The sequence below is a fragment of the Achromobacter marplatensis genome, from assembly GCF_049060505.1.
Taxonomy (GTDB): domain Bacteria; phylum Pseudomonadota; class Gammaproteobacteria; order Burkholderiales; family Burkholderiaceae_B; genus Achromobacter; species Achromobacter marplatensis_A.
Genome location: NZ_JBMGRB010000010.1, coordinates 193,620 through 211,197, shown reverse-complemented (window position 1 = coordinate 211,197; position 17,578 = coordinate 193,620). Strand labels below are relative to the sequence as shown.

18 protein-coding genes are annotated in these 17,578 nt (G+C 65.7%); 8 read left to right on the top strand and 10 right to left on the bottom strand.

What is annotated here, in order from left to right; genetic code table 11:
- Positions 1-32: 32 nt before the first annotated feature.
- Positions 33-1,388 (bottom strand): MmgE/PrpD family protein, encoded by a 1,356-nt coding sequence (locus tag ACI0FO_RS23795; RefSeq protein WP_416030733.1) that lies wholly within the window; start codon positions 1,386-1,388, stop codon positions 33-35.
- Positions 1,389-1,623: 235 nt separating this feature from the next.
- Between ACI0FO_RS23795 and ACI0FO_RS23790 the strand changes: the two genes are divergently transcribed.
- From ACI0FO_RS23790 to ACI0FO_RS23760, 7 genes are read left to right on the top strand one after another with little or no spacing between them, the layout of a single operon-like run.
- Positions 1,624-2,517 carry an NAD(P)-dependent oxidoreductase gene (locus ACI0FO_RS23790; protein ID WP_416030731.1) on the top strand — a complete coding sequence of 298 codons (894 nt, stop codon included), beginning with the start codon at positions 1,624-1,626 and terminating at the stop codon, positions 2,515-2,517.
- Positions 2,518-2,571: 54 nt separating this feature from the next.
- Entirely contained in the window at positions 2,572-3,549 is a 978-nt protein-coding gene (locus ACI0FO_RS23785; RefSeq protein WP_416030729.1) for a Bug family tripartite tricarboxylate transporter substrate binding protein, read from the top strand.
- On the top strand, positions 3,550-4,980 hold the full coding sequence (locus ACI0FO_RS23780) for an NAD-dependent succinate-semialdehyde dehydrogenase (protein ID WP_416030727.1): 1,431 nt from the start codon (positions 3,550-3,552) through the stop codon (positions 4,978-4,980).
- A gap of 24 nt (positions 4,981-5,004) precedes the next feature.
- Positions 5,005-6,228, top strand: a complete 1,224-nt coding sequence (locus ACI0FO_RS23775; RefSeq protein WP_416030725.1) for an ABC transporter substrate-binding protein — start codon at positions 5,005-5,007, stop codon at positions 6,226-6,228.
- Positions 6,225-7,040, top strand: a complete 816-nt coding sequence (locus tag ACI0FO_RS23770; protein WP_416030723.1) for an N-acyl homoserine lactonase family protein — start codon at positions 6,225-6,227, stop codon at positions 7,038-7,040. The genes ACI0FO_RS23775 and ACI0FO_RS23770 overlap by 4 nt, the downstream gene beginning before the upstream one ends.
- A 12-nt stretch (positions 7,041-7,052) precedes the next feature.
- Complete coding sequence (locus ACI0FO_RS23765) at positions 7,053-7,439, top strand: hypothetical protein (RefSeq protein ID WP_416030722.1); 387 nt, start codon at positions 7,053-7,055, stop codon at positions 7,437-7,439.
- On the top strand, positions 7,436-8,320 hold the full coding sequence (locus tag ACI0FO_RS23760; RefSeq protein WP_416030720.1) for an alpha/beta fold hydrolase: 885 nt from the start codon (positions 7,436-7,438) through the stop codon (positions 8,318-8,320). The genes ACI0FO_RS23765 and ACI0FO_RS23760 overlap by 4 nt, the downstream gene beginning before the upstream one ends.
- Before the next feature lie 27 nt (positions 8,321-8,347).
- Here ACI0FO_RS23760 and ACI0FO_RS23755 read toward each other — a convergent pair whose 3' ends face one another.
- The 6 genes from ACI0FO_RS23755 to ydiK form a co-directional block, all read right to left on the bottom strand.
- The gene (locus ACI0FO_RS23755; protein WP_416030718.1) at positions 8,348-9,250 is read right to left on the bottom strand and encodes a LysR family transcriptional regulator; all 903 of its coding nucleotides are present in this window, start codon (positions 9,248-9,250) and stop codon (positions 8,348-8,350) included.
- Entirely contained in the window at positions 9,247-10,563 is a 1,317-nt protein-coding gene (locus ACI0FO_RS23750; protein ID WP_416030716.1) for a type II toxin-antitoxin system HipA family toxin, read from the bottom strand. Before ACI0FO_RS23750 ends, ACI0FO_RS23755 begins: the two co-directional genes overlap by 4 nt.
- 12 nt (positions 10,564-10,575) lie before the next feature.
- Complete coding sequence (locus tag ACI0FO_RS23745; protein ID WP_310028608.1) at positions 10,576-10,917, bottom strand: helix-turn-helix transcriptional regulator; 342 nt, start codon at positions 10,915-10,917, stop codon at positions 10,576-10,578.
- Between the two features lie 177 nt (positions 10,918-11,094).
- Positions 11,095-12,033, bottom strand: coding sequence for a S66 peptidase family protein (locus tag ACI0FO_RS23740; protein WP_416030924.1), 939 nt, complete (start codon positions 12,031-12,033; stop codon positions 11,095-11,097).
- A 231-nt stretch (positions 12,034-12,264) separates the two neighbouring features.
- Positions 12,265-12,990 (bottom strand): RNA pseudouridine synthase, encoded by a 726-nt coding sequence (locus ACI0FO_RS23735; RefSeq protein WP_416030715.1) that lies wholly within the window; start codon positions 12,988-12,990, stop codon positions 12,265-12,267.
- Between the two features lie 133 nt (positions 12,991-13,123).
- Entirely contained in the window at positions 13,124-14,260 is a 1,137-nt protein-coding gene (ydiK, locus tag ACI0FO_RS23730) for an AI-2E family transporter YdiK (RefSeq protein ID WP_416030713.1), read from the bottom strand.
- A 251-nt stretch (positions 14,261-14,511) separates the two neighbouring features.
- Between ydiK and ACI0FO_RS23725 the strand changes: the two genes are divergently transcribed.
- On the top strand, positions 14,512-14,697 hold the full coding sequence (locus ACI0FO_RS23725) for a hypothetical protein (RefSeq protein WP_416030712.1): 186 nt from the start codon (positions 14,512-14,514) through the stop codon (positions 14,695-14,697).
- Here ACI0FO_RS23725 and ACI0FO_RS23720 read toward each other — a convergent pair.
- From ACI0FO_RS23720 to ACI0FO_RS23710, 3 genes are all read right to left on the bottom strand, one after another.
- A complete protein-coding gene (locus tag ACI0FO_RS23720; protein ID WP_416030710.1) occupies positions 14,694-15,767 on the bottom strand; it encodes a DNA-binding protein in 1,074 nt (357 codons plus the stop codon). The two genes, ACI0FO_RS23725 and ACI0FO_RS23720, sit on opposite strands and share 4 nt — an antisense overlap.
- A 224-nt stretch (positions 15,768-15,991) precedes the next feature.
- Positions 15,992-16,804: an SDR family NAD(P)-dependent oxidoreductase gene (locus tag ACI0FO_RS23715; protein WP_416030708.1), complete on the bottom strand. Its 813-nt coding sequence runs from the start codon at positions 16,802-16,804 to the stop codon at positions 15,992-15,994.
- A 14-nt stretch (positions 16,805-16,818) separates the two neighbouring features.
- Entirely contained in the window at positions 16,819-17,559 is a 741-nt protein-coding gene (locus ACI0FO_RS23710; protein WP_416030707.1) for an SDR family NAD(P)-dependent oxidoreductase, read from the bottom strand.
- Between the last annotated feature and the right edge of the window lie 19 nt (positions 17,560-17,578).

Below are 17,578 nucleotides of genomic sequence, written 5' to 3'. Positions count from 1 at the left end.
AGGTCATGGGTTCCGGAAAGCGAATAAGGGGTTCAAAGCCGCGGCATGTCGGCAGCCAGGCGCAGGGCGCGCACGGGCATCGCGTCCAGGCGCCAGACGGCGTCGCGCAGCGCACGGACTCGCTCGCGGCCCAGCACGGGGCCGGCCAATTCGTCGAACTTGTCATTCAGATCCGCGTCGGACAGCGGCGACTCGGGGTCGCCCTTGCGGTACGGCGAATGGTGTTCAAGCACCTGCCCGCCCGTCGTCGTGACCGACAACCGCGCAGCGCGCATCGTCGGAAAGCCCGCGGTGAATGCCGGGTCGGCGTGTAGCGTCAAGCGCTGCATCAACCCGCGCACCTGCGGGTCTTGCAGGCGTTCGGCGCCGAAGGCGTCCAAGCGAACCGAGCCATGGACCAGCGCGTGCACCACCACATAGGGCAAGCTGAACTTGGCTTCGAAAGCCGTCGCGGGCGAGAAATTTCCCGTGACGTCCAGGGCGGTCTGATAGGCAGCCACGCGCAACGACGCCACGTCGTCCGCGCGTAACCCTTGCTGGCGCAGCGCCAGCGCGGCGTCAATCGCGGCGAAGGTGTGGCCGCAGCAGCCGTGGTTCTTTTGCGTGATCGACAGGATGTTGTAGCGCTGGCCCAGGCCCTCGACCGCGGCGGCCCAGTCCGGATCCTGCGCCAATGCCGCGCCGAACCCCACATCGCCTTCCAGGATATCGGCCACGCCGGTGATGCCGTGCGCCGCGCCCTGCCCGGCCCGCACGCCCACCGCGGCGGCATGGCCGGCATGCAGCGCCTTGCTCATGGCGTCCGAGCGGAACGCTTGTTGCAGGCCGCTGGCCAACGTGCCGGCGGTCGCCAGCGCGTGCCGCATCACTTGCGCGTCGCCCGGGGCGCACAACGCGGCGGCGGCCGCCGCGCTGCCGAAACAGCCCACGGTACCCGTCGTGTGGAAGTAGCGGTAATGGGACGGCTGCACGGCAACGCCGATGCGTGTCGATATCTCGTACCCCACGACGATGGCGTTCAGCAGCGCCTGGCCACTGGCGTCGCCCTCTTCCGCCAGCGCCAGCGCAGCGGCGATGGTCGGGCAGCCGGGATGGTAGATCGCGTCGCGAAAGATGTCGTCGAATTCCACCGCGTGCGACACGCTGCCGTTGATCCATGCCGCCGTGGCCGCGAAAGCCGTGGTGGCGCAACCGGGCAAGCTGGACACGCCCGCGCCCAGTTCCGCTCCGTGCGCGCCCAGCAATTGCAGGCAAGGCGCGGTACGCGTGCCGGGATATAGCGCGGCCAGCCAATCCAGAAACGCCCGTTTGGCGTGATGAACCACCGCATCGGGCAATCTGGCCAATGTGTCCTGGGCGCCGTAGGCGGCAATCGTGTCCAGCAGCATGCTTGTGTCTCCCACTATTGTTGCGGCGCGGCAAAGGCGGCGCTGATATCTGCCGTCCACTCTAGGCGGCCGGACCCGGCTCAGGATTGATAAAAAGGAAAACGAGCGTTCTTGATCCGGGGGGGACGGAATTGGAGATAGTTGCTTTGCCAATTTTTCACACCGCCGCGCCGGGGCCTTCCGTAAGCTGCATGGCAATAGCTAGAAAAACAGACGCCATTCCAAGGAGGCAGTAATGAGTGAGACAACGACCCCGCTGGGCTTTATCGGCCTGGGCGTGATGGGTGAGCCCATGTGCGCCAATCTGGTCCGTAAATCCGGACACCCCGTCTATGTGGCCGACATCAGCCCGGAACCGGTGGCCCGCATCGGGGCATTGGGCGCCCACGCCTGCGCGTCGATCGTCGAAGTGGCGCAAACCGCCGAGATCGTGTTCCTGTCGCTACCCAGCATCGTGCAGGTGGAACAGGTATGCACCGGACCGGGCGGCCTGGTCGAAGCCGGCGGCCGTGTGCGCATCGTGGTCGACATGAGCACGAGTGATGTGGGACGCACCCGCCGCCTGGCCGAGGTCCTGCGCGGCCACGGCATCCTGCTGATCGACGCGCCGGTGGCGCGCATGCGCGAAGCGGCCCGGCTGGGCACGCTGATGATCACCGTGGGCGCCACCCGCGAGGACTACGAGACGGTGTTGCCCTACCTGTCGTGCATGGGCACGGACGTGCTGCTCTGCGGCGGCATCGGCAACGGCCAGGTCGTGAAGATCATGAACAACATGGTGGTATTCATGACCGTCCATGCGCTGGCCGAGGCCATCACGATCGGGCGCAGCGCGGGCGTCGACGGTACGCTGCTGCTGGACGCGCTGAGCAAGGGGTCGGCCGACAGCTTCGTGCTGCGCAATCCGGGCCAGAAGGCGCTTGCCGCCCAGACCTTTCCCGAAAAGACCTTTCCAACCGAGTACGCCATCAAGGACATCCTGCTGGCGCTGGAGCTGGCGAACCAGGGCGATGTCGACGCCCGCGCCGCCAAGCTGACGCACGACCTGCTTGAGCGCACACGCGCCGCGGGCTACGTCAAGGAGTACTACCCGGTAATGGTGAAGCTGATCGAACGCGGCTACGCCTGAATTCAACCGTGTTGCCTGCGGCGCCCGCCGCGGCCTTCCCTATTCGAGACAACCATGACATCCATGCTTCGCAGGTGGGCGCTGCCCCTGCTTGCCACCGCGCTCGGCTTCAATGCCGCGGCTGCGGACTACCCCGTAAAGCCAATCACGCTGGTGATCGGCTTTACCGCTGGCGGCCCGACGGACGCCGTCGGACGCTATCTGGCCCGCGGCCTGGAGGCCGAACTCGGTCAGACCATCGTGGTGGAAAACCGTCCGGGCGCCAACGGCGTCGTGGCGCTGCAGGCCGTCAAGCGCGCCGCGGCCGACGGCTACACGCTGATGCTCGGCAGTAGCGGCACGCTATCCATCGAACCCGTCTATAAGCAGAAGGTCGACTATCAGGTGTTGAAGGACTTCCAGCCGATCGCCCTGGTCGCCAGTTACCCGTACCTGCTGGTCGTGCCCGCCAACTCCCCCTACAAGACGGTGCGCGAGCTGATCGCCGGCGCGCGCCAGAAGCCCGGGGCGCTGACCTTCGCGTCGGCCGGAAGCGGCGCTGTGAATCACCTGGCCGGCGAATGGTTCAAGAGCGCGTCCCGCGTGGATATCACTCACATCCCCTACAAGGGTGATTCGGCGGCGATCGCCGACCTGGTGGCCGGACGGGTTGACATGGCGTTCTTGAGCGCAATCGCCGCGATGCCGCAGGTGCAGGCGGGCAAGATGCGCGCGCTTGGCGTCGCGGCGGCCCAGCCCTCTTCCGTGGCGCCGGGCGTGCCGACCGTGGCGGAGTCGGCCGGTATTCCGGGGTTCTCGGCCGAACCGTGGAACGGCGTGCTGGCGCCCGCTGGCGTGCCGCCCGCCGTCACGCAGCGGTTGAACGCCGCGATCAACAAGGTGATGGGCACCGAGGCTTCGCGCGACGCGCTGTTGAAACTGGGCCAATACCCGATGACCGGCAGCCCCGACGACTTCGCGCGGCACATCAGCACGCAAACCGACCGCTGGGCGCAAGTCATGCAGACCAGCCACATCGCAAAGGCCGACTAAATGCACTATCCCGAACTGAACCTGTTGATCGACGGCCGGCTCGTGCCCGCCGGCAATCGCCCGGGCCTGGAAGTGATCGACCCGGCCACGCTAGTCGTATTGGGGCGCGTGCCGGTGGCTGCGACCGAAGACATCGACGAAGCGCTGGACGCCGCCCGCCGCAGTTTCCCAGGCTGGCGCGATACGCCGGCGCTGGAACGGGCGGCAATCCTGCGCCGCGCCGCCGCGCTGATGCGGGAACGCACGCCCCGCCTGGCGTGGCTGATCACCCGCGAGCTTGGCAAGCCGCTGCCCGAATCTGAAAAGGAAGTGGCGACCGCCGCCGAAATGTTCGAATGGGCCGCCGAAGAGGCGCGGCGCACCTATGGCCGACTGATCCCCGGGCGCGTCGGCGGCATCCGGCAAATGGCGGTTCCCGAACCCGTCGGCCCGGTCGCCGCGTTTTCCGGCTGGAACGCCCCGGCGATCACGCCATCGCGCAAGATCGCGGGCGCGTTGGCCGCCGGCTGCTCGATCGTGATCAAACCGTCCGAAGAAACCCCGGCTATTGCGCTGGAAATCGCCCTTGCGCTGGCGGATGCGGGCCTGCCCGCCGGCGTGCTGAACATGCTGTTTGGCGACCCTGGCGAGATTTCCCGGCGGCTGATCGCCTCGCCCGTGATCCGCATGGTGACGTTTACCGGATCCACGTCCATTGGCCGCGATCTGGCGGTGATGGCCGCAAGCGGCCTGAAGCGCGCCACGCTGGAGCTGGGGGGGCATGCCCCGGTGCTGGTGTTCGACGATGCCGACCCGGAAGCCGCCGCCGACGCGCTGCTGGCCGCCAAGCTGCGCAATAGCGGCCAGATCTGCACGTCGCCCACGCGCATGTACGTCCAGCAAGGCGTCTATGAGCGCTTTGTGCAACGCTTGGCCGACCGCGCTCGCGGTTGGCGCGTGGGTAACGGCCTGGATGCCGGCGTGCAAATGGGGCCGATGGCGAACCCCCGCCGGTTGGCTGCCATGGAATCCATGGTGGCCGATGCCGTCAAGCATGGCGCACAGCTTGCCGCCGGCGGCTCGCGGCTGGACCTGCCGGGCTGGTTCTGGGCCCCGACCGTGCTGCGCGATGCGGGCCCGGATTGCCTGGCCGCCAACACCGAACCCTTCGGGCCGCTGGCGCTTGTGCAGCCGTTCCGCGATACGGATGAGGCGCTGGCGCTGGCCAATCGCCTGCCGTTCGGCTTGGCGTCCTATGTTTTCACGCGGGACGCGGCCACGGCCCGGCTGGCGTCCGAGCGCATCGAAAGCGGCGTCGTCTGCATCAACCATTGCCAGGCATCCCTGCCCGAAACGCCTTTTGGCGGCTTCAAGGATAGCGGCCTGGGCAAGGAAGGCGGCGTCGAAGGCCTGCAGGAGTTCATGCAGATCAAGTACGTCAGCCAGATGTAGCCGCACGACCCAAAGGAGAAGACCATGAAAAACAAAATTACCGCCGTGCTTGCTTTGGCCGCGGGCGCCGGCTTGGCCCCCATTCACGCTCAGGCGCAGGCGTCCGAGGGTATTTCGGACGGTGTGGTGCGCATCGGCGTGCTGACCGACATGTCCGGCGCCTATTCGGGCAATGTCGGCCCCGGCTCGGTGCTGGCCACCAAGCTTGCCATCGAAGACGTTGGCGGCAAGGTGCGGGGCAAACCCGTCGAAATGCTGTCCGCCGACCATCTGAACAAAACCGACGTCGCTGCGGGCCGGGCCCGGGAATGGATGGACCGCGAAAAGGTCGACGTGGTGACCGAACTGGGCAACAGCGCGGTGGCGCTGGCCGTCATGAACATTGCCCGCGAGAAGGGCCGGATGACGATGGTGACCGGCGCAGGCGCCACGCGCATCACGGGCGAAGACTGCTCGCCCAATAATGTGCAGTGGGTCTATGACACCTATGCGCTGGCCAAGGTGGGCACCCTGCCGCTGGTCGAGGCCGGCGCGAAAAAGTGGTATTTCGTCACGGCCGATTACGCTTTTGGCCATTCGCTGGAAAGCGACGGCATGCGCTTCGTCAAGGAAGGCGGCGGCACGGTCGCCGGTTCTGTCCGCTACCCCTTCCCGGGCACGGATTTCGCGTCCTTCCTGCTGTCGGCGCAAGCCAGCCAGGCCGACGCGGTCGGATTCGCCAGCGCGGGCGCGGACTTACAGAACGAAATCAAGCAAGCGCGCGAATTCGGCCTGTCCGACCGCCAGAAGCTCGTCGCCATGTTGATGAGTATCACGGACGTGCATGGCGTGGGCCTGGATGCCGCCCAGGGCATGACATTCGCCGAGACCTTCTATTGGGACATGGACGATGAAACGCGCGCGTTCGCGCAGCGCTTCTTCAAGGCGGCCAACAAGATGCCGACCGCGTTGCAGGCCGGGCAGTACTCCGCGGTGCTGAACTACCTGCGCGCGGTGGAAAAAGCCGGCACGGACAACGTGGACGCCGTCATGCGCACGCTGCGCAGCATGCCGATCCACGACGCGTTTGCCCGCAATGCCCGCTTGCGCGAAGACGGCAAACTGATCCACGACACCTACGTCGTCGAGGTGAAGGCGCCAAAGGCGTCCAAGGCCGCGTGGGATTACTACAAGATCATCAAGACGGTGCCGGGCGATCAGGCCTTCATGCCCCTGGCCGAAAGCCAATGCAAGCTGGCCAGGAAATGAACTCGCCGCCGGCCGCTGGCGCCGCCCTGCCCGTCTACGAGGCCTACGCCATCCGCTACGCTACCGTGACCCGGCGCGCCGGCGACAACTTCCTGTCGCGCGCCGATGTGCACGATGGCCCCATGCCAATGGATTTTTATTGCTGGCTGCTGCGGGGGCCGGTGGGCAATGTGCTGGTCGATACCGGTTTCAGCGCGTGTTCGGCCCGCGCGCGGGACCGGGCGTTCACGCTGCATCCCGAAGCGGCGCTGGCCCGGCTGGGGCTGGCGCCGGCCGACATCGATCATCTGATCTTGACGCACCTGCACTATGACCACGCCGGCAATGTCGAGGCGTATCCCCGCGCGCAGGTCCATTTGCAGGAAACAGAAATGCAGTACGCCACCGGCCGATACATGTGCTTTGCGGCCATGCGGCATTTCTTTTCGGTGGACGATGTGCAGGCGGTGGTGCGCCAGGTGTACGCGGGCCGGGTCCGTTTCCATGATGGCGATGCCGTGCTGGCGCCGGGGCTTGAGCTGCATCACGTCGGCGGCCATACACAGGGCTTGCAAGTCGTCCGGGTACATACGGCACGCGGCTGGATCGTACTGGCCTCGGACGCCCTGCACTACACCCGTAACTTCACCGACAACAACCCGTTTCCCGCTATCTTCCATCTAGGCGACATGCTCGACGGCTATGCGCGCATCCGCACGCTGGCAGATTCAGACGCGCATATCGTGCCGGGACACGATCCCATCGTTGCCCGCCAATATCCGCCCGCCGACGGCGACGCAGGCATCTACCGGCTGGACACGCCGCCCTTGTGACAAGGAAAACCGATGCAAGACGACGACTTCATCCTTAACCGCCTGGCCGACGCCGTCAACCGACAAGAACGCCTGGTGTGGCGGGGGCGGCACCTGCACACCGTGTTCCTGCTGGAACGCGGCACGGACGCCTACCTGATCACGGTAGCGGCGGGCCGAATCCAGGCCGTGCGGCAAGGCCCCTTCGTGATGCCGCGCTGGCAGTTTGCGCTACGGGCCTCGGCCGAAGACTGGGCGCAGTTCTGGCGTCCGCTGCCCCCGCCGGGCTACCACGATCTGATGGCGCTGGTGAAATTCCGACGCCTGCGCGTCGAAGGCGACCTGTATCCCCTGATGTCCCATCTGCTGTATTTCAAGGACGTGCTGGCCTGCCCGCGCGCCGAAGGAGCGCCCTCGTGAATCCGCAACAAGCGAATCCGCACCCCGCTGTGTTCGAACCCATCGTTGGGCGTTACCTGCATCTGACGCTGGGCGGCCGCACGCACCGCGTCTATGTCGAGGAAGCCGGCAGCGGCATCCCGCTGCTATGCCTGCATACCGCGGGCGCCGATACGCGCCAGTACCGTGCGGTGATGAACGACCCACGGATCCTTGAGTCCTTCCGCGTCATTGCATTCGACCTCCCTTGGCACGGAAAGTCCTCGCCGCCCGAAGGCTGGCAGCAGGAGACTTACCGGCTGACGTCCCAAGACTACGCGCAGGCCATCATCGCCGTGGCCGACGCGATGGCGCTGGACAGGCCGCTGGTGATGGGATGTTCGATTGGCGGGCGCATTGTGCTGCATCTGGCGTTGGAACATGCGGACCGGTTCGGTGGCGCGATCGGGTTGCAGTCGGGCGCCCACGTGGATCCGTATTACGACCTGGAATGGCTGAACCGGCCCGATGTGCATGGCGGCGAAGTCTGCGCTGGAATCGTATCGGGTCTGGTCGGCCCCGGCAGCCCCGACAATCACCGCTGGGAAACCCTGTGGCACTACATGCAGAGCGGCCCCGGCGTGTTCAAGGGCGACCTGCATTTCTACACGGCGGACGGGGACATTCGTGACCGGGTGGCCGGGATCGACACACGGCGCTGCCCGCTGTGGCTATTGACCGGCGAATACGACTATTCCTGCACGCCGCAGGACACCGAGTTCCTGGCCGGGCGCATCGCGGGATCCCACTGGCAGATCATGGAAGGCATGGGCCACTTCCCCATGAGCGAAGACCCCGATCGGTTCCTGGCCTATCTGCGGCCGGTGCTGGCACAGGCCGCCGAAGCGCGTCTGCGGGCATAACGCCGCCGCGTTCCGTCGCCGGCGCGGCTACCGTGCCGGCGACTCTGGCGCCGTCAACGCTTTCAGCAATTCGTCCACGGGACGCGCGAGTTGCGCCCTATCGCGCACGCAGACGTAAAACTGGCGCTCGGCCCACTCATCGCGCAAGCGCAACAACACCAGCCCCATCGACGCCAGGTAATGACGCGCGATACCCTCGGGCACCACGCCGATGCCCAAGCCTTCGCGGATCATCCGGCACCGGGTTTCAAAATTGGAGACTTGCAGTTTGACGTTGGGCGGGCGCGATAGCGTTTGGCCCGCATACGCCAGGAACTGGTCCAGCGAATGCCGGGGAAAGTAGCCCAGCAGGTCATAGTCCAGCGCGTCTTCCAGAAACAGTTCCGTCCGGTCGGCCAAGGGATGCCCCACGGGCACCACCAGCCCGACGCGATCGCGCCGGAACGGAAACGAGGCAACGCCGGGCACGGGGTGATCGGCGTGATAGATGCCGATATCGACCGAAGCTTCGGCCACCATGCGGGGGATGTCGTAGCTGTGGCCTTCCAACAGGTCCACGCTGACATCACTGCGGCCCGCCAGGAACCGTCCCATCACGCCGGGCAGGAATTGCAGGATGGTCGACGGGTTGGAAGCCAGCCGGATTTTCGCCTGCCCGTTCAGGGAGTAGCCGTTGATCGCTTGTTCCGTCAGCTGGACGCTGCGCAGGATGGCCTTGGCGCGCTGGTAGAGCAATGCGCCCGCCGGCGTGGGTTCGACGCCGCGGCCGTGGCGGTGCAGCAGCGTCCGGCCCAGGTGACGCTCCAGTTCGGCTACCCGTTTGCTGGCGGCCGATGTCACCAGGTTTTCCCGTTCGGCCGCTTTCGACAGGCTCTTTTCCTCGACGGCCGCGACGAAGATTTCCAGCGCAGGAATATCCAGCTTTTTCATACCGGCAATATACCGTGCCGCCACGCCGTCAACGTTGCTTCCACCCGCTCGATTTCAGGGTGGGCCATGCCCGCCCGTTGATAGAAAACGGCGCGCTCGGCCACCACTTCCCGCACGCGGTCGAGTATCGATCGCGCCGCGGCTTCGGACCGCAAGCCAAACCGCCGGTACTCGGTCAGGCAATTCTCGAACGAGCTGTCGCGCCCTGCCGCGCCGATGTGCAAGTAGTGCCGGGCCGACCCTTCCTGCGTCACCACGTCGAACAGCGGCGACAAGCGGTACGTGCCCACGCCCTCGTCCTTCACGAACCCCACATTCTTCAGATGGTCGTCAGTGTTATGCACCGCCACGTTCAAGATCATGCGGGCGTAAAGTTCCTTCAGATCCTGCACCGGGTTCGACGACACCCGGCGCACCACATCCGCCAGCCGAGCGTAAGAATACGTGGCTTTGCCGCGTTCGCTGTCCAGTTCGCGCTTGCCGATCTGCGCCGACGGGCTGATCAACGACGCGCCGCTAAGAAAATGGCGGCGCGCCACGACGGGCTCTCCGCCGCGCTCGGCCGGCAATCGTTCCCGGTCGAAACGGCGGGTCAACAGCACGGCGCCCAGGTGGGTTTCGGTCAGGTGGATCTCGGGCACGGTCAGGCCGATGGCCCGGGCCATTTCCAGGTTTGCGAATTCGACCCGTTGCCGGTCATACGAATCTCCTTGGCGCGGAAACTTGGCAATCCACATCTCGCCGTGCCCGTCGCGCACGATGGTCTTCGGCCGCGCGCCGCCGATATCCCACGAACTGCCCAGAATGTCCCGGTACAGGCCTTTAGGCTTGACGCCCCGGTCGATGTCCGTCAACAAGTCAGCCAGCGATTCAAGCTGGCTGATTTCAGGCAGACGGTAGGTCTTGCGCATGTTCGGCGTCAATTGGCGGGCGCTGAAAAACAGCGCCCCCACGCCCATGCCCCGCCCGCGCAGCAGCACTTCGTCTTCCGTGACGCGGGCGCCCGCCTTGTCCACCCGCATGACATTACGGCCCCAGGCGTCTGGCGCGGCATCGAAGATCGCGCCCAGCGTTTCATAGCGGCTTTCCGTTCGGAACGTGGTCTTGGCGTCAATCAGCGGCAGGTTCAGCGGGTCCAGCGCGAAGGCGCGTGGGTCGTTCACATAGGACTGCACATAGGTGAATTCGGCAAAAAAATGGTTCTCGTCCGAGTCATCCAAGGTCAGCACGCCGGCCAGGACCGCTTCGCCGCGGATGTCCACGTAGACGAACAGCTGGCTTTCGACGGACTTCTGCTTCCTGGCGCGCGCCATGGCCGATCCGCCTTACAGCTTGGTGGGATCGATGCGGTTCGGCGGGACCGCCCCGCCGCCCCGGCTCGGTCGCCGCAAGGCATCCAATCGCTTGCCCACGCCATCCTGTTCCGGGTCCGCCAGCGCGAACAACTGGTCGCCAAAGCCGTATTGCAGCAAGGCCTCGACCGCCAGCGCCAGCGACACGCCGCCGTCGCCGCGTTCCAGGCGGGCGATGGTGGCGCGCGACACGCCCAGCCGGGCGGCCAGCGCGCTCTCCGATTCGGCGCGGCGCAAACGGGCTGTGCGCACGTTGGCGCCCAGCCGCGCCAGCGCGTCAGCCGCATCGAAACTGGGTTCTATCTTCTTTTTCATGCCCTGATAATAGGGCTTTAACCGCGATTCTGCACGATTAATGGTGCAACTAAAGTGCAAATTATGTTCCATTAATGGCGCATAATTAACCTTAGTGGCCTATTAATGGATCAAAATACGTGGGTAGAGCAGCAAGTGAGTGTGGAATAAAAGCGGCGTGCAATAAGCACGCGCCGCCTAGATCACTACCGCTTGATCCAATCTCAACGCGCCGCGGCCGGTATCCAGAGTGACGCGCGCGCCCAGCGGCAACGTCAGGTTTGGGTCGCCATGGCCGCTGGGCCATCCGCCCAGCACCGGAATCCCGCGCGACCGGAACTGGTCCAGGATCAACGGGTATAGCAGGCCTTGCGCCTGCGCATCGTCCATCTGCACGCCCAAGCGGGTGAAGGTGCCCACCAACACTCCCTTCACCCCATCGAACTTGCCGGCGGCCGCCAGTTGGCCCAGCAACCGGTCGACGCGCGGCACGGCTTCGTTGACGTCTTCAATAAACAAAATGGCGTCGCGCGTGTCGATCTCGTTGCGCGTGCCGGTCAACGCGGCGATCAGCGCCAGATTGCCGCCGATAAGCCGCCCGCTGGCCACGCCCGGCACCAATTCGGTGGGCAGTGCATCCGGCGGCGGCGTGATCCAGGACCCGTTACCCATCTGGCCGGTGATCATCGCCAGCAGATTGGATTCCGTGGGTTCGCGTTTGCCGGCCAGCAAGTCCTGGCCCAGCATGGGGCCATGGAACGTGACGAATCCGGCGTGGCGCTGCATGGCCAGATGCAACGCGGTGATGTCGCTATAGCCGATGAACGGCTTGGCGTGCTTGCGCAGCAGCGCGTAATCCAATTGATCCAGCAGGCGCCATGATCCGAAGCCGCCTTGCAGGCACCACACCGCGCCGACCTCGGGCGCCGCGAAAGCCGCGTGCAAATCCGCCAAACGGTCGGCATCACTGCCCGCCAGATAGTCATACGGCGAATCCAGGCGCGTCCGGCTGGCCGGCATGACTTGGGCGACAAAGCCTCGGGCCTCCAGCCATTCGGCGGCATCGTCGCTGGCACCCGGTGCGGCGGACGCCGGCGCCACGATGGCGACTCGTGCGCCGGGCCGCAGGGCGGGCACCGGGGCCGCGCCTTTGCCGTGCGCGGGCGGGGGCGGCGTCGCCGTGGCGACGGCCGGCTGGCGGGTGCCCGGCGTCCGCGTCGCGCAGCCGCTCAGCGCCAGCGCCGTCAGGCACAGCGCGCCCGTCTGTTTAAGAAAGCCACGGCGGCCCGGGTTCTGCTTCTGCGCAAGCTCGGCCGGCAGGTTCATGGTCGAAGTCGGTCGTATCAATGTGGCGTCAAGAATGTGGCGTCAAAACCGTTCGTAGTCCAGCCGATAGCGCCATTGGCCCACGGCCAACCCCGCCATCGGCAGCCGGCCGATGCGCAGGCGGCGCAAGGCCTGCAGCCGCAGGCCCGCGGTGTCGCAGACGTATTCGATGAAGCCCAGCGGCGGCGTCTTCAACGCAAAGCGCAGGTGCGTTTCGTTCTGCCAGCTGACCTTCATCGGCATGGCGGGGCGGCCTTCGAAGGCCAGACCGCGTTGCAATCGGGCCAGGTCGCCCTCGCTTAATTGGCCGGTGACCTGCGCCACGTATTCCTGTTCGACAAGCTTGCCCTCTTCCACCAGCTTGCGCGCCACCGGGTATTCCTGCGTGTACACGACCAGGCCGCTGGCCGCGCGTTCCAGCGGGGTGACCAGCTTCAGGCCATTGAACATGCGTTTCAGGTAGCGTTGGCCGGACCGGTCGCCCGGCATCAGGTTCTTGGGCACGATCAGGTCGCGCGCCGACCCCGGTTCGTTGTCGGCATACATGCCCTCGGGCTTGTGCACCAGCACGGTCACGGGACGCATGTCTTCAAGCTTGGCGCCGGGCCGCAGGCTGACCGTCTGCCCAGGCGCCACGCGGAAGCCAGGCTCTTCGATTGTCTTGCCGTCGACCGCGACCCAGCCGCCTTCGATATAACGTTCGGCATCGCCGCGGGAGCAGGACTGTTCCGTGGCCAAGCGCTTGGCCAGTCTTACGCTTTCGCTCATCGCGCCACCGCCTGGCGTGCGGCCGTGGCCGGTCGGAAAAGCGATTCGGGCGTGCTGTCTGCCAGCACAAATGGGTGCATCGTCATTAAGTATTGCCGGGGTGTTGCAAAACGCGGGCAAAGCGCCCGCGGCGTCAGGCAGATGTTACGCCTTTTCCGGGGGGCGGCTCGGGTAGCTTACCCGTAACCGTCTCGGGGATATCGGCTGTCGCGGCGGGGGGCGGCACATCGGCGATCCAGGCATTCACAAGCGTCGACGTCACCGCCAGGATCACCGGACCGATGAACAGACCGACAATGCCGAAGGCGAACATGCCGCCCAGCACGCCGGACAGGATCAGCAGCAGCGACAAGTTCACGCCTCGCTTGATCAACATCGGGCGCAGCAGGTTGTCCAGCATGGCGACCAGCACCGCCCAGATCAGCAGCAGGATAGCGGCCACCTTCATGTCGTTCTGGAATAGCCAGATGACGCCGCCCAGCATCGGCAGGAACGGGCCCAATTGCGCCAGGCACAGCATCACCATCAAGGCAGTCAGGATGCCCGCCGCGGGCACGCCCGCGATCCATAGCCCCACACCGCCCAGCACCGACTGCACCACGGCAGTCACCACGATCCCCAACGCAACCGCCCGGACGGCGGCACCCGCCAGGCGGACCGCCGCCACGCCGCGCTGGCCGGCCAGGCGGTTGGCGAAACGCTTGACGAAATCGGCCGCCGCCTCGCCCTGGCTATACAGGATGCCGGCAATAACGATGGTGATCAGCATGTGCATCACGAACACGCCGACGATCGCCGCGTGGCTCAGCAGCCAGTGCGCCGCGATGGTCAGATAAGGTTCCAGCCGGGCCAGCAGGCCGCCTGCGCCGGCGTCGGACAAGGTTTGCCATTCTTGCGCGAGGCGCGGGCCGGCCAGCGGAATGGCGCGTACCCAGCTTGGCGGCGCCAGCAACGCGTAATCGGGCAGGCTTTTCACGGCGGCCATGATGGCCCCGCCATGTTCGGCCAGGGTGGATATCACCTGATATAGCGGCAGCACGATCACGAACAGCAAGATCAGCAGCATCAGCACCGTGGCCGCCCAACGGCGGCCGCCGAACCGCTGCTGAATGGCCAGCAGCACGGGCCAGGTTGCCACCACGATCGTGGTCGCCCAGATCAGCCCGGGCAGGAACGGCCTAAGGATGTAAAGGCTGCCGATCATCAAGGCGGACAGAATCACAATGACAAGCAGGACTCGGGCAAGATCGACGGTAGGACGTGTATTCACCCGCTGCTCCCGGCAAGGCTGCGCGCCCTGCGTGATGACGCATCGGGCCCCGTGTGCGGCTGCTCGGGATGCGCGTCGATGCGATTCTCGGCAATTTATCCGAAATTCACCCGCACTTGTATCTTGCCGTGAAATCGTCCGGGCACGCCGCTTGCGGAGGAACCCGATGCCGTCGAATCCGAAGGGCTGATGGGGCCGGATGCTCCGGTCGCCGCACATCGGACGGCGTCTATTTCTTCAGGAGGTATCCCATGAAACGCTTGTCCACTGCCGGCATATTGCTTGCCCTGGCGCTGGCCGGCTGCACCGCGCCCAGTTCTTACAGTTCCAGCCCGCCGCGTGCCGACAGCACGACGAGGGATCACGCCAACTACCACTCGGAAAATTTCGGGGAGCCCGACAACACCCCCTTCCAAGGCGTCTATCCGGGACGTTAAGGCTGTTGTTGTCGCGGCGGCGCGGCAGTAACTTCGGCGTCCGTCACGACGGCGCCGGCCGCCGCCGCGGCGGTTCTTTCGTTGGCCAGCGCGATCAAATGCCGAGTCAATTCGGCCAGTTGCGCGTCTTTTTGCGCGAGTTGCGCCAGCAACGACGCCGATTGCGCGTCCACGGCGTCCAACCGCGTTTCCAGTCCCGCCTCGCGTTGCCGGGCCGCCGCCAGCGCATCGGCAGCGGCCCTTTCGCTGGCAAGCAGCCGTTGCTGGACCGCCGCGACCTCGCTCTGCAGTGTCTGCGCGCCCTGCTCCGCCACCCGCTTGGCCTCTTGTGCCTCGCCCAACGCCGTCTGCCATTGCGCCGCTTGCCGCTGATTGACGGCCTGCGCGTCGTCCAGCCGTGCCTGTAATTTCTTGGCCACACCGCGTTCCGCGTCCAGCTCGTTCAGCCAACGCCGCTCATGCGCCGCATGGCGCGCTTCTGTTGCCTCAAGCGCCTGAGCCTGTGCGCTGCGCAGTTTCTCGGCCTCGGTCAGCAACGTTTGAACCGCGCTTCGGGCATCTTCCAGTTGCCGCTGGGTCTGCTTGAGTTGATCGTCGCGCTGGCGCAGTTGGTGTTCCGCGGCGCGCAAGCGGTCTTCCGTGGCCGCGAGTTGAGCGGTTGCCACGCTCAGGCCTTCCTGGAGATCCCGCTCGCGGTTGGCCAACTGGATTTCGCGTTGCTGCAATTGCTCGGCATCGGCGGCCAGGCGCTCCCCTTCTTGCGCCAGTTCGCCCCACCGCTGCCGATAGGTCTCGGCTTGCTCGGCGCGCGCCTCGGCCAATGCGGTGTCCCAGAAATGCGCGGCAGCCTGCGCGATAGGGTCGGGAACCGCCGGCGACGCCGCGAACGCGCCGGGGTCTTTGATGCGCGCTCCCAGCGCCCGAAACCAGGTCTCCAGATGCGGGCTGACGGTATTGGGCGACCCGCGGCCGATCTTCTGCCGTACCCGTTCGATCGTGGGGCGCGCGCCTTCCAGCAACAGCGCATCAGCGGCGGTCCAGACGTCGGTTTCGGTAATTCCTGTGGCCATGGCCCGCGTACTCCGTGATTGGCTGGCGCCTTGATGTTTAATTAGTCACGATAATGGAACCTTATCGTGATTTAAATCGTCTTTATGTAAGATATCATACAGCATACATATATTAAATGTAATACATAAGGAAATCGCCCCACAGGGTCTAAAAAGCGCACGTCAGCATGAAAAAAGCCCCGCGCCCTCAATCAAGGGCGCGGGGCCGTGCTGTCGGCTTGGGCTTACAGGTTTCCGGTGGCTTTGCCGATGCGCCAGTAGATTCCGCCGCCGGTCATGCCGCCATCGACCGGCAAGTCTGCGCCGGTAATGAAGGAGGCCTCGGGACCCAACAGGAACATCACGGCTGCGGCGATCTCGTCGGCATCGGCGCCACGCGAAAGCGGCGTGGCATCGCGATTGCCTTCGTAGAACAGCCGGGCGCGACCCACGTCGTGGACGGCATTGGGCTGCATGATCATGGGCGTTTCAACCAGGCCCGGGCAGACCGTGTTCACCCGTATGCCCCGCCCTGCCAACTCCATCGACGCCGCCCGCGTCAAACCGCGCAGCGCCCATTTGCTGGCCGTGTAAGCCGCGCTGAAATAGCCCGTAAGCCCCGCCGTGGACGACGTATTGACGATTGCGGCGCCAGCGGGCATCAAACCGGCAAGCGTGCGGATAGCCAGAAACGGCCCGTCCAGATTGATGTCCAGCAGGCGGCGCCATTCCCGGTGAGTGGTTTCGGTCACCGTCTTGCGCAAGGTGACCCCGGCATTGTTCACCAGCCCGAACAGGGGCACCTGGCCACCCGCCAGCTCTTGGGCCAGGGCAAGCCAGTCCGCTTCGTTGGCGACGTCCGCAATTCGTATCCGCAGCCTGTCCGCGTCCTTGCCCGCGTCCGCCCGCAAGCTTGCCCAACTTGCGTCGCCATCGGGTAACACATCCATCGCATAAACGACCGCGCCTGCCCGCAGAAGCCGGAGCACCTCGGCGGCGCCCTGCCCGCGCGCCGCGCCTGTGACCACCGCCGCCTTGCCCATCCAGTAGGCATCCATTTCGATTTCGCTCCTCATGTTTTGGACACGCCGCCGTCCACCAGCAGCACGTGGCCCGTGACATAGGACGAGGCCTGCGACGCCAGATAAAGCGCCGCATCGGCGATCTCGGCGGGTTGCCCCACCCGCCGCACCGGCAAGCGTTCCACGTACTCCGCGTAAGTGCCGGCATCGGCGTGCATCCAGCTGCTCATCGGCGTTTCGATGAATCCGGGCGCAATGGCGTTCACGCGAATCCCCAGGGGGCTCCACTCAAGCGCCAGGCATTGCGTCAGATGTGCGACGCCCGCTTTTGCCGCCGCGTAATCAGCGCAGTTGGGCCGCGGTTTCACGCCCGCATAGCTGGACAAGTTGATGATCACGCCGGTGCCTTGCGCCACCATGTGCCGCGCGGCTGCTTGCGAGCCGAAGAAGGTTCCCTTCAGGTTGATGTCCATCGTGCGCTGCCAGGCGGCTTCGTCGATATCAAGCGCGGGGGCCCGCGCCATGAAGCCGGCGTTGTTGACCCAGATGTCCACCGCGCCATATTGCGACGCCACGGCGGCTGCCAGCGCTTGCGCCGCTTTCGCCTGCGTAACATCCAGCTCGCGGCAGTCCGCGTCCAGTCCAGACATCGCGCCGGCATCCCGGTCCGTGGCGACGACGGTCACGCCTTGGGTCCGAAGCGCCGTCACCACCGCGCGCCCGATACCGCCCCCGGCGCCGGTGACGACCGCGACTTTTCCTGCAAGATCCGCATAAATCATAGTGCTCATATCGTGATGAAGAGGTTGA

What these genes read in the sequence shown, in the direction of transcription:
- ACI0FO_RS23770 (WP_416030723.1), top strand. Translation starts at nt 6,225, where the DNA reads ATGAACTCGCCGCCGGCCGCTGGCGCCGCCCTGCCCGTCTACGAGGCC.
- ACI0FO_RS23755 (WP_416030718.1), bottom strand. Translation starts at nt 9,250, where the DNA reads ATGAAAAAGCTGGATATTCCTGCGCTGGAAATCTTCGTCGCGGCCGTC.
- ACI0FO_RS23720 (WP_416030710.1), bottom strand. Translation starts at nt 15,767, where the DNA reads ATGGCCACAGGAATTACCGAAACCGACGTCTGGACCGCCGCTGATGCG.
- ACI0FO_RS23795 (WP_416030733.1), bottom strand. Translation starts at nt 1,388, where the DNA reads ATGCTGCTGGACACGATTGCCGCCTACGGCGCCCAGGACACATTGGCC.
- ACI0FO_RS23790 (WP_416030731.1), top strand. Translation starts at nt 1,624, where the DNA reads ATGAGTGAGACAACGACCCCGCTGGGCTTTATCGGCCTGGGCGTGATG.
- ACI0FO_RS23745 (WP_310028608.1), bottom strand. Translation starts at nt 10,917, where the DNA reads ATGAAAAAGAAGATAGAACCCAGTTTCGATGCGGCTGACGCGCTGGCG.
- ACI0FO_RS23735 (WP_416030715.1), bottom strand. Translation starts at nt 12,990, where the DNA reads ATGAGCGAAAGCGTAAGACTGGCCAAGCGCTTGGCCACGGAACAGTCC.
- ACI0FO_RS23710 (WP_416030707.1), bottom strand. Translation starts at nt 17,559, where the DNA reads ATGAGCACTATGATTTATGCGGATCTTGCAGGAAAAGTCGCGGTCGTC.
- ACI0FO_RS23765 (WP_416030722.1), top strand. Translation starts at nt 7,053, where the DNA reads ATGCAAGACGACGACTTCATCCTTAACCGCCTGGCCGACGCCGTCAAC.
- ACI0FO_RS23775 (WP_416030725.1), top strand. Translation starts at nt 5,005, where the DNA reads ATGAAAAACAAAATTACCGCCGTGCTTGCTTTGGCCGCGGGCGCCGGC.
- ACI0FO_RS23715 (WP_416030708.1), bottom strand. Translation starts at nt 16,804, where the DNA reads ATGGATGCCTACTGGATGGGCAAGGCGGCGGTGGTCACAGGCGCGGCG.
- ACI0FO_RS23750 (WP_416030716.1), bottom strand. Translation starts at nt 10,563, where the DNA reads ATGGCGCGCGCCAGGAAGCAGAAGTCCGTCGAAAGCCAGCTGTTCGTC.
- ACI0FO_RS23725 (WP_416030712.1), top strand. Translation starts at nt 14,512, where the DNA reads ATGAAACGCTTGTCCACTGCCGGCATATTGCTTGCCCTGGCGCTGGCC.
- ACI0FO_RS23780 (WP_416030727.1), top strand. Translation starts at nt 3,550, where the DNA reads ATGCACTATCCCGAACTGAACCTGTTGATCGACGGCCGGCTCGTGCCC.
- ACI0FO_RS23785 (WP_416030729.1), top strand. Translation starts at nt 2,572, where the DNA reads ATGACATCCATGCTTCGCAGGTGGGCGCTGCCCCTGCTTGCCACCGCG.